Source organism: Vescimonas sanitatis (assembly GCF_049060325.1).
Taxonomy (GTDB): Bacteria; Bacillota; Clostridia; order Oscillospirales; family Oscillospiraceae; genus Vescimonas; species Vescimonas sanitatis.
Map to the genome: position 1 here is coordinate 123,481 of NZ_JBMGPW010000008.1, position 14,339 is coordinate 137,819.

General features: G+C 62.6%; 14 protein-coding genes. 6 read left to right on the top strand and 8 right to left on the bottom strand.

The window, feature by feature from the left end; all coding sequences use genetic code 11:
• Window positions 1–75: 75 nt before the first annotated feature.
• On the top strand, window positions 76–1,218 hold the full coding sequence (locus ACOMDU_RS10405) for an aminotransferase class V-fold PLP-dependent enzyme (protein WP_421130244.1): 1,143 nt from the start codon (window positions 76–78) through the stop codon (window positions 1,216–1,218).
• 34 nt (window positions 1,219–1,252) lie between these two features.
• Here ACOMDU_RS10405 and selD read toward each other — a convergent pair whose 3' ends face one another.
• Window positions 1,253–2,293: a selenide, water dikinase SelD gene (selD, locus tag ACOMDU_RS10410; RefSeq protein ID WP_421130245.1), complete on the bottom strand. Its 1,041-nt coding sequence runs from the start codon at window positions 2,291–2,293 to the stop codon at window positions 1,253–1,255.
• A gap of 10 nt (window positions 2,294–2,303) precedes the next feature.
• A complete protein-coding gene (gene yqeB / locus ACOMDU_RS10415; protein WP_421130246.1) occupies window positions 2,304–3,095 on the bottom strand; it encodes a selenium-dependent molybdenum cofactor biosynthesis protein YqeB in 792 nt (263 codons plus the stop codon).
• A 122-nt stretch (window positions 3,096–3,217) separates the two neighbouring features.
• Here yqeB and ACOMDU_RS10420 point away from each other — a divergent pair, with 122 nt between their 5' ends.
• On the top strand, window positions 3,218–3,571 hold the full coding sequence (locus tag ACOMDU_RS10420; RefSeq protein ID WP_421130247.1) for a winged helix-turn-helix domain-containing protein: 354 nt from the start codon (window positions 3,218–3,220) through the stop codon (window positions 3,569–3,571).
• Window positions 3,572–3,607: 36 nt separating this feature from the next.
• Here ACOMDU_RS10420 and xdhC read toward each other — a convergent pair whose 3' ends face one another.
• The 3 genes from xdhC to xdhA are packed head-to-tail and all read right to left on the bottom strand — an operon-like array spanning window position 3,608 to window position 7,317.
• Entirely contained in the window at window positions 3,608–4,108 is a 501-nt protein-coding gene (gene xdhC / locus ACOMDU_RS10425) for a xanthine dehydrogenase subunit XdhC (protein WP_022135684.1), read from the bottom strand.
• Window positions 4,105–4,995: a xanthine dehydrogenase subunit XdhB gene (gene xdhB / locus ACOMDU_RS10430; RefSeq protein WP_022135685.1), complete on the bottom strand. Its 891-nt coding sequence runs from the start codon at window positions 4,993–4,995 to the stop codon at window positions 4,105–4,107. Before xdhB ends, xdhC begins: the two co-directional genes overlap by 4 nt.
• Window positions 4,996–4,998: 3 nt before the next feature.
• Window positions 4,999–7,317, bottom strand: a complete 2,319-nt coding sequence (gene xdhA, locus ACOMDU_RS10435; RefSeq protein WP_421130248.1) for a xanthine dehydrogenase subunit XdhA — start codon at window positions 7,315–7,317, stop codon at window positions 4,999–5,001.
• A 199-nt stretch (window positions 7,318–7,516) separates the two neighbouring features.
• Between xdhA and ACOMDU_RS10440 the strand changes: the two genes are divergently transcribed.
• A complete protein-coding gene (locus ACOMDU_RS10440) occupies window positions 7,517–8,107 on the top strand; it encodes a nucleotidyltransferase family protein (RefSeq protein WP_421130249.1) in 591 nt (196 codons plus the stop codon).
• A 31-nt stretch (window positions 8,108–8,138) separates the two neighbouring features.
• Here the strand turns inward: ACOMDU_RS10440 and xdh are convergent, their stop codons facing one another.
• From xdh to ACOMDU_RS10455, 3 genes are all read right to left on the bottom strand, one after another.
• Window positions 8,139–10,730: a selenium-dependent xanthine dehydrogenase gene (gene xdh, locus ACOMDU_RS10445; protein WP_421130250.1), complete on the bottom strand. Its 2,592-nt coding sequence runs from the start codon at window positions 10,728–10,730 to the stop codon at window positions 8,139–8,141.
• A 182-nt stretch (window positions 10,731–10,912) separates the two neighbouring features.
• Entirely contained in the window at window positions 10,913–12,211 is a 1,299-nt protein-coding gene (locus ACOMDU_RS10450) for a sensor histidine kinase (RefSeq protein ID WP_421130251.1), read from the bottom strand.
• A gap of 1 nt (window position 12,212) precedes the next feature.
• A complete protein-coding gene (locus tag ACOMDU_RS10455) occupies window positions 12,213–12,932 on the bottom strand; it encodes a LytR/AlgR family response regulator transcription factor (protein WP_421130252.1) in 720 nt (239 codons plus the stop codon).
• A gap of 196 nt (window positions 12,933–13,128) precedes the next feature.
• Here ACOMDU_RS10455 and ACOMDU_RS10460 point away from each other — a divergent pair, with 196 nt between their 5' ends.
• The 3 genes from ACOMDU_RS10460 to ACOMDU_RS10470 are packed head-to-tail and all read left to right on the top strand — an operon-like array spanning window position 13,129 to window position 14,316.
• Window positions 13,129–13,455, top strand: a complete 327-nt coding sequence (locus tag ACOMDU_RS10460) for a hypothetical protein (RefSeq protein WP_421130253.1) — start codon at window positions 13,129–13,131, stop codon at window positions 13,453–13,455.
• 46 nt (window positions 13,456–13,501) lie between these two features.
• Window positions 13,502–14,128, top strand: coding sequence for a bactofilin family protein (locus ACOMDU_RS10465; RefSeq protein WP_421130254.1), 627 nt, complete (start codon window positions 13,502–13,504; stop codon window positions 14,126–14,128).
• Window positions 14,129–14,184: 56 nt separating this feature from the next.
• Window positions 14,185–14,316 (top strand): hypothetical protein, encoded by a 132-nt coding sequence (locus ACOMDU_RS10470; protein ID WP_421130255.1) that lies wholly within the window; start codon window positions 14,185–14,187, stop codon window positions 14,314–14,316.
• Window positions 14,317–14,339 lie beyond the last annotated feature (23 nt).

A 14,339-nucleotide genomic window follows, 5' to 3' on the forward strand; every position in this document is an offset into this window, starting at 1 on the left:
ACCGGAAAAGTCAAGACCGTGACAAACTTCACTTTCTGTGGTATGATGGGTCACGAGCTGTGAGGAGGTGCCTGCATGGAGGCCATTTATCTTGACAACGCCGCCACGTCGTTCCCCAAGCCGGCGGGGGTCAGCGATCGAATGAAATACTATCTGGACTGCGTGGGGGCCAACGTGAACCGTTCCGTGTATACCGCCGCCCAGGAGGCGGGGCTGGTGACGCTGACACTGCGGCAGCGGCTGGCCCGGCTGTTCGGTTTCCCGGAGCCGCCTACCCACGTTATTCTGACGCCGGGTGCTACGGCGGGGCTGAATATGATCATCTCCGGCCTTCTGCGTCCCGGCGACCACTGCATCGTCAGCAGCATGGAGCACAACGCGGTCATGCGGCCGCTGCTGCGCCTGCCGGGGGTGGCGGTCAGCCGCGTTCCCTGTGACGCCGAGGGTTTTGCAGATCTGGACGCCCTGCCGGGGCTGTTCCGGGAGAATACGAGACTGGTCATCATGGCCCACGGCTCCAATGTCTGCGGCGCGGTACAGGACGCGGCGGCTATCGGCCGCATCTGCGCGGAAAAGGGTGTGCCCTTTGCACTGGACGCCGCCCAGACGGCGGGACACCTCTCCGTGGACTTTCGGGCGTTCGGCCTCAGTGCCATGGCGGTACCGGGCCACAAGGGGCTGCTGGGCCCCGGCGGCGTGGGCGCGCTGCTGCTGCGGGACGATTTCGCCAAAAAGCTGACGCCCCTGATCGCCGGCGGCACCGGCAGTGCCTCGGACAGCGAGTACCTGCCGCCCTATCTGCCGGACCGGTTTGAGTCCGGTACGGCCAATCTCCCCGGCTGCTACGGCTGGGAGGCGGCCCTGCGCTTTATTGAGGAGACGGGCGTGGACGTTCTGCGGCAGCACGAGAGGGCGCTGTGCGCTCGGTTTCTGGACGGTCTTGCGGATATTCCCGGGGTCCGACTGGTGGGTCCCCGGAATATGGACCGTCGGGTGGGCGTCATCTCCGTGGACTTCCTGCGCCGCGACAACGCCGAGATGGCCTATGCGCTGGAAGCGCAGTACGGCATCCTGACCCGCTGCGGCCTGCACTGTGCGCCCTCGGCCCACAAAACACTGGGGACGTTTCCTCAGGGCACTGTGCGGTTTTCGCTGGGCTGGGCCAGCACGGAAGCGGACGTGGACGCGGCACTGGCGGCCATACGGGCCTTGGCATGAATTAAACCGGGCGGCACTGCCGCCCGGTTTTTGGTTATCGCAGAAGAATACGCTTGCCGCCGTGATATTCGCCCACGGTGCCGATGCGCTGGGCGCTGGGCACTACCGGTGTCAGCTCCGCCAGCAGTGCGTCTGCGTCCGCAGGGTCTACGGCCATCAGCAGGCCGCCGGAGGTCTGGGGGTCGAACAGCAGGTCCTGTACGGCCAGCTCGGTGGTGCCCACGTCCACGCCGGCTTCGGCGAAGCTGCGGTTGCGGTACATACCGGCGGGCAGCACGCCCATCCGGGCGAATTCCAGTGCCTCCGGGATCAGGTCGATGGCGGACACGTCGATATGCAGTGCCACGTCGCTGCCCTGGGCCATCTCGAAGCCGTGGCCCATCAGACCGAAGCCGGTCACGTCGGTGCAGGCGTGGACCCGATAGCGGACCATCACGTCCCGGGCGGCCTTGTTCAGGGTGGTCATCATCCGGTTCATGAAGTCCACTGTCTCTTTCGTCAGCAGGTCGGCTTTCCCGGCGCTGGTCAGCACGCCGATGCCGATAGGCTTGGTCAGTACCAGCACGTCGCCGGGCCGCGCGGCGGAATTGGTGAGCATTTTGTCCGGGTGAACAAAGCCGGTCACGGCCAGGCCGTATTTCGGCTCATCATCCAGGATGCTGTGACCGCCGGTGATCAGGGCCCCGGCCTCATAGACCTTGTCATAGCCGCCCCGAAGGATGTCATGCACGGCCTCCTTCGGCATATCCTCCGGCACGGCCATGATGTTCAGACACAGCTTCGGCTCGCCGCCCATGGCATACACGTCGCTGAGGGCGTTGGTGGCGGCGATCTGGCCGAACAGGTAGGGGTCGTCGGCGATGGGGGGGAAGAAGTCCACCGTCTGCACCAGGGCCAGCTCGTCGCTGATCTTATACACGGAGGCGTCGTCGCTCTTGTCGAAGCCCACCAGCAAATTGGGGTCGTGGTGTACGCGGATGCCCTCCAGCAGTTGCGCCAGTACGCCCGCGCCCACCTTGGCGCCGCAGCCGGCGCACTTGGTCAGTTTTGTCAGTTTGATGTTCTGTTCTTCCATGACTTGTCTCCTATCGCAGTGCACCGGTCAGGTGCAGTATGGCCTCCAGCGCGCCGCCGCCAACGGCCAGCGCCTTGTCCGAGGCGGTGGTGCAGTATTCCGGTTTGCACCGTGGGTCCACGTCGCCGGATTTCATTCCTAGGTGTACCGGCGTGCCGCTGGGCAGGATACCCCGCACCACGCCGCCGATGGTGCATTTCATGGGCTGGCCGTTCACGGTCCCGGCGATGTCACCGGGCTGGACCTCGTCGCCGATGTCCAGTATCCGGGTGAAGACACCGTCTGCCGGGGCGCGGAGCACGCGCTCGCCGGCGTAGCCGCCGATGAGGCCGGGGATGTTGGTGTTGGGCAGGGCGCTGCCCTGATAGATGGCGCGGCCCAGGGTGTGGCCGCGCATGGTCTCCACTACCGCGTGGCAGTCCTCTCCGGCGGTGAAGCCGGGCCCGATGCCTACCACCACGGGGGCGTCGGTGATGCGGGTGCCCAGATTGCGCTTGGCCAGTATGGCGTCCACCAGGGCATCCGGGTGCAGCTGCTCACGGCACAGGCACTCCGGGTCGGGGAGGACGGGTACCGCACCCTGTGCCAGCAGGGACAGCGCCTGCGCCGGGCTGTCGGCGCGGACGGCCCGCACATCCTCCACTGTTGTCTCACCGTCGGTGATGGCGGGGGAGAAGCACACCGTCCGCCGTATGGCGGTGGGGCGGGGCAGGTCGGTCATGACCACCTGTATCCCGGTGCGGTACAGCCGCAAAGCGATGCCGGTGGCAATGTCGCCTGCGCCGCGTATCAAAACAAGCATAGCTAACCATCCTTTCGTTATCCGTACAATAACACAACGAGAGAGGGTTGTCAACAAAGCCCCGTTGACGGGGGGACGCAGGTCTGGTAAAATGGACCCACGAAAGGAAAGAAGGTGCTTCAGTGAACGACAACATCATCGTCCATATCACCGCCCGCCTGTTCGCGGAGGAAAAGTGCTACGGTCCCGGGGTTCACCGGCTGTTGGGCGCGGTGGCGCAGAACCATTCCCTGCGCGCGGCCGCGGCCTCCATGAACATGGCGTATTCCAAGGCGTGGAGCATCGTCCGGGCGGCGGAGCAGGGCTTCGGCTGCAAACTGCTCCGGTCCACCATCGGTGGCTCCGGCGGCGGCGGCGCGCAGCTTACCGACGAGGCCCGACAGATCATGGAGGCCTATGACGCGTACTGCCGAAAGCTGGATGCCTACGGACAGGAGCTATTTCGGGAATTGTTCGGCTTCTGCACAGAGAAATAAAAAAGGCCGCCCATCCGGGCGGCCTTTTTGCGGGCATCAAATGGTGGGCATCTCCATACCCAGGCGGCGGTACATGGTCTTTTTCACCGCTTTGAGAATGTTCTCATATCCGGTGCAGCGGCACAGGTGACCGGAGAGCAGCTTGCGGAGCTCCGCATCGGAGTAGAGCTTGCCGCTGTCCAGGATCTCCACGGCAGTCATCAGAAAGCCGGGGGTGCAGAAACCGCACTGGATGGCGGACTCCTCCATAAAGGCCTGCTGGATGTCGCTGGGCTCACCGTCGGGGCTGAGCAAGCCCTCCAGTGTGCGGATGTGCTTGCCGTCGGCCCACACGGCCAGATAGATGCAGGAGTTGAACGTCTCGCCGTCGATGAGGACGGTGCAGGCACCGCACTCGCCTACCTCGCAGCCCTTTTTCACGGAGGTCAGGTGATAGTCATTGCGGAGCATATCGGTCAGGCTGGCGCGAACGTCCACCATCTTCTCTACGTCCTTGCCGTTGATATTGCAGCGGATCAGCTTATACTGCTTGCTCATGCCAGCTCACCTCCTGCCAGCTCAATGGATTTTACGAGACAGCGCTTGGCGATCTCCACGGCGATGTGCTGGCGGAAGGCCTTGCTGGCGCGCCAGCTGTCACGGGGGTTGATATCGTCCAGGATGGCGTGGGCAAAAGTCTCCACCGTCTCCTCGGTCAGGGGCTTGCCCTGGGCTGCCGCTTCAGCGCTGGCACACCGCAGGGGCACGGGGCCGGCTACGCCGTAGGCGATGCGGGCACGCTCAATGGTCTTCTTGTCCTCACTGAGCCGGACGTTGACGCTGCACCCCAGGGTGGCGATGTCCATGGCGTTCCGCATGGCGTACTTGATGTAGTGGCCATAGCAGCGGTCATAGCTCTCCTTGGGGATAAGGATGGCGGTCTGAATTTCGCCGTCCTCTGCGCGGATGTCCACCTTGCCGGCCTTGATATAGAACTCATGGATGGGCAGGCGGCGGACGCCGTTTTTACCGGTCAGCTCCACGATGGCATCCCATGCGTGGAGGGTGGAGGAGGAGTCGGCGGAGGTCACGCCGTTGCAGGTGTTGCCGCCGATGGTGCCGATGTTGCGGATCTGAGGGCCGCCCACCATATCCACGGCCTCACCCAGCACGTTGATGTACTGCTGGATGATGGGGTCGCGGGTAATGTGGGAGAAGCTGGTCAGACTGCCGATGCGGATGTTCTCGTCGGCGTCAATGGTGATGCCGCGCAGCTCGTCCAGCCCGTAGATGGAGATCAGCTCCGCACCGGCGCGCTTGCCCTCGCGCATCTGCACCAGTACGTCGCTGCCGCCGGCGATGATCTGGGCTTCCGGATGCTCCAGACGGAGGGCCACCGCGTTTTCCACGCTGGAGGCCTCGTATAAGGCTTTCATATCATACATGGCTTAGTTGCCCTCCTTTTCATTCCAGCTGTCGTGGATCAGGCCCGCCTTGCTGAACTCGGCGAACAGCACGTGGGGCGTGATGGGTGTGCAGTCGATGGCCACGCCGGTGGCGTTGAGAATGGCGTTGCGGATGGCCGGCGCGCCGGAGCAGGCCGGCGGCTCACCCAGAGCCTTGGTGCCGAAGGGGGAGGTGGGCTCGGGATTCTCCACGAACTGCGCTTCCAGATGGGGGTGATCCATAAAGGTGGACAGCTTGTAGTCCAGCAGATTGTTGTTCAGGGGCTTGCCGGTCTTTTCATCAAACAGCAGCTGCTCGCTCATACCGTAGCCGATGGCCATGGACATACCGCCGTGGACCTGGGCCTCCGCCAGGGCGGGATTGATAAGACTGCCGCAGTCGTGAACGTTGATGATCTTGTTCAGCTTGACCTTGCACAGGGCGATGTCTACCTCCACATCGGCGAAGGTACAGCCGAAGGAGTAGGCGTTGTTGCGGATGGTGTAGGTGGATTCGGCGGTGATATGCTCGCTGTCCGCCGCGTTGTACTGGGCGGTCATGGCCAGCTCACTCAGGCTCATGAGCACCGCGCCGTCCTGCTTGCGGACGATATTGCCGTCCACGATATCCATATTATCCACGGCCTGACGGGTCAGCTTGGTGGCGTAGGCCAGGATCTTCTGCCGCAGCAGGGTGGCGGTCTGCCGGATGGAGAAGCCGGCTACATAGGTCTGGCGGCTGGCGTAGGCGCCCAGGCCGGTGGGGGTGATGTCCGTATCCTGGCAGGAGACCACGCGGACGTCCCGGTAGCTCTTCAGGCCTACGGCCTCGGCGGTCATCTGGGCGTAAGCGGTATCAGCGCCCTGGCCGATCTCCGTCTCGCCGCACTGCATGGTGACGGTGCCGTCTAAATTCAGCAGCATACGGTTGCTGGAGGTCTCCAGCGAGATGGGATAGACGGCGGTGTTGTACCAGAACGCCGCCACGCCGATACCCCGGCGGATGTTGCCGGTATCCTTGGCATACTCGGCCTTCTTTTTGTCGTACTCTATGTATTCCTTACCCTTTTCCAGGCACTCACGGAAGGAGTCGTAGTAGTTGGTGTTGCCGGAGAAGCCGTCGTGGAAGCCCTTGGGCATGATGTACTTCATGCGGTACTCCAGCGGATCCATGCCAACAGCCTTGGCGCACTCGTCAATGTTGGCATCGTCGGCAAAGGAGGCCTGAGGCATGCCGTAACCGCGCATGGCGCCGGCCACCGGGCGGTTGGTGTACACCGTCCACGCGTCGCCCTCGAAATTGTCGCAGGGGTAGATCTGGGGGAAGGAACCCATGGCCTTGGCCACGATGGAGTGGCCGTGGGAGGCGTAAGCGCCCTGGTTGGAGAAGCACTCTACCTTTCGCGCGGCAATGGAGCCGTCCTTGTGCAACCAGGTGACGATGTGGAAGCGGATGGCGTGGCGCACGCGGTTAGAGACAAACGTCTCCTCCCGGGTGCAGTCGATACGGACGCAGCGGCCGCCCACCTGCGTGGTGCACCAGGCGCACAGGGGCTCATACAGGGCGTCCTGCTTATTGCCGAAGCCGCCGCCGATGTAGGGCTTGATGATCTGAATGTCCGCCCAGGGACGGCCCAGGGCCTGGCCCACGATGCGGCGGATGATATGGGGGATCTGGGTGGACGCCACCACGACGATACGGCCGTTTTCCTCATAGGCAAAGCAGCCGTGGTTCTCGATGTGGCTGTGCTGCACGGTAGGCGTGTCGTACCAGCCCTCCACCTTGATGAGCCCCGGCTCCTGAATGGCGGCCTGATAGTCGCCCTTGCGGATGTCGGAGTGCTTGAGGACGTTGTTGGGATAGCCCTCATGGAGCTGGGGTGCGCCGGGCTCCATGGCCTTCTGCACGTCCAGCACGAAGGGAAGCTCCTCGTACTCTACCACCAGCGCGCGGACGCCCTGCATAGCGGACACCTCATCCTCGGCGATGACCACGGCGATATCATCGCCGTAGTAGCGCACATGGCGGTTCAGCAGGTTGCGGTCCGCCACATCCTGATGGCCGGGATCCATGGACCAGGGATGACCCGCCGTGGGGAAGCAGTGCTCCGGCACGTCGAAGCAGGTCAGCACCTTCACCACGCCCTCGATGGCCTCCGCCGCGGACTTGTCAATGGACTTGACGTAGCCGTGGGCGATAGTGGCGTGCTTGATGCGGGCATACAGCGCGCCCGCAGGCATACGGTCCTCGTAGTATTTTGTCCGCCCGGTGGCCTTGTCAAAGGCGTCCACACGGATCTCGCTCTTTCCCACCTTACTCATAGTAGGCAGCCTCCTGTTGCAAAACTTGGAAATGTCGTCTATATTTTTTGCTAATGATACATATTCACGAAAATTATAGCACGGGACAGGGGAAATGTACAGCGAAAGCGTGATTTTATTTTCGGAATAACGATACGGCGAAGCTTGACGGGGCATACTGAAGCTGATACACTGGAACACACGAAAGAGGGTGGTTTGCATGGCGGAGCTGCGGATCGGCTGCCTGGTCATGGCGGCGGGCAGCGGCAGCCGCTTCGGGCGCAATAAGCTGGAGGCTGTGGTGGACGGAAAAAGTCTGCTGCGCCGTTCGCTGGAGGCGGTGCCGGCGGAGGAATTCGCGCAGGTGACGGTGGTGACGCAGTACGATGCCGCCGCGGCGCTGGCAGAGGAATTCGGCTTCACAGTGGTGCGGAACGACCGTCCGGAGGACGGCCTGAGCCGCACGGTGCGTCTGGGCACCGAGGCCATGGCGGGCTGCGGCGCTATTCTATATCAGGTGGCGGATCAGCCGCTTCTGGAGCAGGAGACGGTGCGGCGGGAGATCGAATACTTCCGGACGCATCCGGACCATATCGTGGGCCTGGCCCATAACGGCGTGCGGGGCAACCCGTGTATCTTTCCCCGGAAGTTTTTCCCGGAGCTGATGGCGCTGGAGGGTGATGTGGGTGGAAACGTGGTCATCCGCGCACACCCGGACGCGCTGCTGCTGTATGAGACGTCCGCGGCGGAGCTGCGGGACGTGGACACGGTGGAGGCGCTGGCCGCGGTACAAGAGGATAGACAGATATGAAAGAGCACCCCTTTGGGGTGCTCTTTTACGTTTATTTCTTGGGTGCGTAGGGGGTGTTCTTCAGCGGCAGACTGAATTCCCGTTCGCCGGTAAGGCGGTAATAGGCGTCGGCAATGGCAGGGGCGGTGGGGATGGAGGTGATCTCGCCGATGCCGATGGCGCCGCCGGCCACATTCAGGCCGGGCTTCTCCACCACGATGGCCTGGATCTCCGGCGGGATCTGGTTGGCGCGGAACAGGCCCAGCATACCGTATTTGGCGGTGGGCTTGCAGTTCTCGTCGATGGGGTATTTCTCTGTCAGCGCGTAGCCCATGGACATGACCACGCCGCCCTCGATCTGACCCTCCACGCTCAGGGGGTTCACGGCCTTGCCCACATCGTGGGCGGCCACCATCTTCTTGATGCGGCCGGTGTCCCTGTCCAGAATACACATCTGGGTGGCGTAGCCGTAGGCCACGTGGCTGACGGGGTTGGGTACGTCGGCGCCCAGCGGGTCGGTCTTGGCCAGATACTCGCCGTAGAACTCCGTGCCCTTCAGGTCGGCAAGGGATTTGCCGGCGTCCAGCTCCGCCTTCAGCTTTTCGCAGGCGCGGCGTGTAGCCTCGCCGGTGACAAGGGTCTGGCGGGAGCCGGAGGTGTCGCCGGAGTCGGGGGCGATCCAGGTATTGCTGCGCTCGTAGACGATATCGTCCCGATGCAGCCCGGTGTTGGTGACCACCACCTGCACCAGCACGGTGCCCAGTCCCTGGCCGATGCAGCTGGCGCCGGAGTAGATGTGCACCTTGCCGTCGCCCTCCACGATGAGCTTGCAGCGGCCCCAGTCGGGAATGCCTACGCCTACGCCGGCGTTCTTCATGGCGCAGGCGATACCCACCGGATCGCCGTTTTTCACCGCCTCGTCATAGGCGGGCTTGATGGCCTCCAGTGTCTCTACCAGACCGGTGGAGTCATCCACGATCTGGCCGTTGGGCAGCACACCGCCGGGGCGAATGGCGTTGCGGTAGCGGATCTCCCAGGGGGAGATGCCCACCAGGTCGGCCATCTGGTTCAGCAGCGTCTCGGTGCAGAAGCAGGTCTGGGTGACGCCGAAGCCCCGGAAGGCGCCGGCGGGGGGGTTGTTGGTGTAGTAGGCGCGGCCCTCGATCTCGAAGTTCTCGTAGGCGTAGGGACCGGCGGCGTGGGTGCAGGCGCGTTCCAGCACGGGGCCGCCCAGAGAGGCAAACGCGCCGGTGTCGGATACCACGCTGGCCTTGACACCCTGAATGATGCCGTTTTCGTCGCAGCCCATGGTGAAGTCCATGTCCATGCTGTGGCGCTTGGGATGGACGAGGATGGACTCCTGGCGGCTGAGCTTGAACTTGACGGGGCGCTTTGTCAGATAGCACAGCAGCGCGGCGTGGTGTTGGACGGACATATCCTCCTTGCCGCCGAAGCCGCCGCCCACCAGGCAGTTCTGCACCTGGCAGTGGTCGTAGTCCACGCCCAGCATGGACGCGCACTCATGCATGGTGGTGTGGGCACTCTGGTCAGTGGTCAGCAGCTTTACGCCGCCGTTGTCCAGCGGCAGCGCCACACAGCACTCCGGCTCCAGGAAGGCGTGCTCCGTCCACGGGGTGGAGAAGTGCTCGGTCAGCACATATTTGGAATTTTTGATAGCGCCCTCCGCGTCGCCGCGGGAGACGTGCTTGTAGGCCTGGACGTTGCTCTCCTCCTCGTCGAACACCAGCGGCGCGCCGGGGGCGGCGGCCTCGGCGGGGTTGTGGACGGCGGGCAGGACTTCGTACTCCACCTTCACCAGCTTCTTGGCGGCCTCCACCGTCTCCTGATCCACGGCGCAGACCAGTGCCACACTGTCGCCCAGGTAGTGTACCAGCTCGCCCACGCCGATCAGGGTGGGCTGGTCCTTCTTCAGGTGGCCTACGTTGACCTTGCCGGGAATATCCTTCTGCGTGGCCACGCAGAGCACGCCGGGCAGCGCTTCAGCTTCGCTGGTGTCGATGGACAGCACACGGGCGCGGGCGTACTGGCTGCGGACCGCGCCGCCGTAGCACATACCGTCCACATAGATATCGTCAGGGTACTGCCCATAGCCCTGCACCTTCTCGGCCACGTCCAGTCGGTGGACGCGGCTGCCCATCTGCCAGTCATCGGTGGACGGGGCGGGCAGCTTGCCCTCGCGGAATATCTTAGCCGCCAGCAGGATGCCGTCGATGATCTTCACGTAGCCGGTGCAGCGGCAGATATTGTTGCGGATGGCGAAGGCGGCCTCCTCGCGGGTGGGATCGGGGTTCACGTCCAGCAGCCCCTTGGCAGAGATGACCATACCGGGAATGCAGAAGCCGCACTGCACCGCGCCGGCCTCGCCGAAGGCGAAGGTGTAGACCTGCTTTTCCCAGTCGCTGAGCCCCTCTACCGTGAGGATGGTCTTGCCCTCCAGCTTGTCCGTCTGGGGGATGCAGGCCTTGGTGGGCTTGCCGTCGATGAGGACGTGGCAGGTGCCGCAGGCACCCTCGCTGCATCCGTCCTTTACGGAGGTCAGGTGCAGCTCGTCACGCAGAAAGCGGATGAGCTTCTGGTTTTTTTCCACAGTGACGGACTTGCCGTTCACGGTAAATGTCGCCATAGTGTATCTCTCCTTTGCGCCCGGCCGGGCTTATCTCTGGTATTTGCAGAAATTATAGCACGGGAACGACGGAAAAACAAGGTGAGAACCGCCGCATTTTGTCCAAGGCGTGATAGTATATCGAGAATATCGGATAAAAAGAAAGAAGCCGCCCAAGGCGGCTCCTTCAAACAAAAGCTTTCTTACGTCTCCAGCACCGGAAGCATGATCTGCAGCAGAAACTGGCCCTGCTGGGCGGAAAACACGCACAGCCCGCCGTTGCGCTGGGCGATGGCCTGGATGCTGCGGCATCCGTAGCCGTGCCCTTCCCGGTCACTGACAGGCAGGCCGTCCCGCATGGCTATCGGTCCGGCGCAGGGATTGCGTATCTCGATGAGAAGCTTGTTCTGCCGCACACCGCAGTACAGGGAGATCTGCTTCCGGTCGGCGGGCAGGTCCGCCACAGCGTGCAGGGCGTTTTCCAGACCGTTGCTCAGCAGGGAGCACAGCTCCGTGTCCGAAATGGCTACATCGTTGGGCAGTGAGGCATCCACGGTCAGCACGGCGCCCTGCCGCTGGGCTTTGTCGGTGAAGGAGGAGCACAGCAGGTTCACCAGATGGTTTTCGCAGAAGCGGCGGGGCGTGATGGCCTCGATATCCGCCTGGACCTTTTTGATATACGCTGCCGCCTCGTCCGGCCGTTCCGCGGACAGCAGACCGTCCAGCATATTCAGGTGGTGGCGCATATCGTGCTGATAGACGGCGGTCTGGGTCTCCAGCCGGTGGAGGGAGTCCATCTCAGACTGGGATTGCTCCAGCTCCGCCTCCAGCATGGAGCGCTGCATCTCCGCGTCGGTGCGCCGCTGCGACTGCAGGTGAAAGGCGGGCAGAAACAGCACATAGAACGTCACCAGCACCGTGGGCAGAAACTCATTCAGCGCCTGAATGCCGGAATAGAGTGCATCGGAGTAGATCGTGGTGGCATAGTCGAAAATATAATAGGTGACGGGCAGGCTGCCGAACAGCAGCAGCGCCGCCGTTGAGGAGGTCATGGTGTTATAGGCCGCGGCCACGAAAAAGCGGCGCAGGAGATAATACATCACCGGCATCAGCAGGATATAGACCAGCTCGGCGGCCAGCGTGCTCTGCGTCAGCGCCTCCACGGCGATGCGTCCCCAGCGGGGCGGCTGGCAGCACAGATACGCGGTGCAGGTGCTGACAATGGCTACGCCCACCGATTTTTTCATAAACAAAATCAGGATCAGCACCAACGGCACATGGATGACCAGCGGGTAGAGCTGCTTTACCGTTCGTTCGCCCAAAAGCACCAGCCCCAGTCCCTGCATCAGCAGGAACAGCAGGCACAGCAGCGTCAGCAGGTACTTCTGCTGCCGGGAGACATAGCCGCCGGTGGAGAGATCCGCGCTGAGCGCCAGTCCATAGACCAGCACCAGCACATAGCAGAATATATCCAGCGCGGACTGCATAGATAAATCAAACATATTATGCGTCCCTCCCGGAAAACAGCAGGGCCAGATAGTCCTTTTGCAGCTGGCCGTACAGCAGGCGGGACACGGGCACGTTATGGCCGCTGAAGGTGATGACCCCGGCGGGGGAGAGCTTTTCGGCCTGGAGCATATTGACGATGTAGGACCGGTGGACCCGCATGAACTCCGGGCGGGCCAGCAGCGCCCCTTCATACTCGCGCATGGAGGCCGCCACCTCATAGACAGTGCCGTCGGCCATGTTGAAGAACAGGTGTTTGCCGTTGACCTCCACATAGCTCAGATGGGAAAAGGGCAGACGCACCAGCATACCGTTGGACTTGACGGTCAGGCCGTCCTGCGGCTTCTGATCCCGCAGATACAGCTTGTCCAGCACCGGATAGAGCAGCTTGGCATTGATGGGCTTGAGCAGATACTCCGCCGCCCGGACGCCGTAGCTTTCGTAGGCGAAGCCGGGAGAGGTGGTGAGAAAGATAATGTCCGCCGCCGCGTCGAAGGAACGGATCTCCCGTGCGGCGTCCATGCCGGTCATGCCGGGCATCAGAACGTCCAGCAGGTACAGGGTGAAGCGCTCGGCGCGGGCAGCGTCCAGCAGCTGGCCGCCGCTGCGGAAGGTCTGAAAGCGGACATCGGAGCGCCGGTCAGACTGCCAGGCCTGCAAAAGCGCCGTGAGCTTTTCCAGTTCCTCGATCTGATCATCACATACTGCGATATACATGGCGCCGCCTCCTTGTGCTTTTCTTGTGCTTCACGCGGCTTTATTTTATCATAAGAAAAGGGAATTGTCACCGCAAATTTTGCATTTCACGGGCGTGTGTACGCATTTCGCGGCATATACATCCCCAAACTCCCCCACATCTGGTACGATGTCCTTCGCAGGGACCACTGTGCCCTGCGGAAGGGGGCGTTTGCGTATGAAATGGGTCATCTGGCTCGTGGCGATCGCCAGCACTTCAGCGCTTGTCGCCCTGTGGTTCTGGGAGGTCCGCCGTCTGCTGCGTCAGCACCGGAGCATGGTAGAGAGCGCCCGGTGCCAGCTGGCCGCTTTTGAAAAGCGGGCGGCAGAGGCTGCGGGCAATGCTGATGTGGCGGAGGTCCTGCGGCGCAGCGAGAGTATTTACCGGCAGGCCGCCGGCAACTATAACGAGACACTGCATCGGCCATGGATCTATATTCCCGGGCGGCTGATGGGCTTCCACTATGAGGAGGCCGCGAAGGTCCCCGGCCGGGTACATATATAGATGAACAGGAAAGAGAAGCAACAAAAACCATTGGGAGGGTATTGTTATGCGCGATGAAATGAAACGGACGATGTTTGAACTGTTCGGCGTGGGCAGCGAGGATGACAAGGTGCTGGCCGCCGGCGGAAAAAAGCCTGTCGCAAAGCCGGAGCCGGTAAAGACCGCGCCGGTGCAGGCACCGGTACAGCCTGTGGTGAAGGCCAAGGCCGCCAGCTATCTGGCTGCGGGTACTTCACTGGAGGGCACACTGCGCTCCGACGGCGATGTGGAGATCGCCGGAGCATTCAAGGGCGAGGTCATTACCACCGGCACGGTGACGCTGCGCTCGGTCATCCAGAGCAATATCACCGCCGGCAGCCTGAACCTCATCGGCTGTACGCTGACCGGTGATGTAAAGGTCACGGGCACCGTTACCGTCAGCGAGGATTCTCAGGTGACGGGTAACATCAACGCCAAGGAGCTGCTGTGCGCCGGTAAGGTCAACGGCGATCTGGAGATCACCGGCGGCACTACCCTGGAGGAGAAGGCTCAGATCAGCGGCGGCCTGGTGACAGGCACTCTGGCGGTGGTCAAGGGCGCGGTCATCCGCGGCGGCGTGGAGATCAAGGCGTTCTCCGGCCCGGCTAAGCAGGAGCCTAAGCAGGAGCCCAAGCAGGAGCACAAGGCCAACTGACTGCGATCATGTGATCGGCGGCCGTGCAGCGGACGCTGGTACAGGAGGTATATATTATGGGCCTGTTCAGCAACAATATCCAGTATGCCGGCGGTTTCATTGAGCAGGAGGACGGCCTGGTTATGATCGCCATGCTGGACGGCACCGGTATGAATACCCTGTATTTCCACCTGTATATGGGCGAGTAAGCTGTGATAAAAAAGGAGCACCC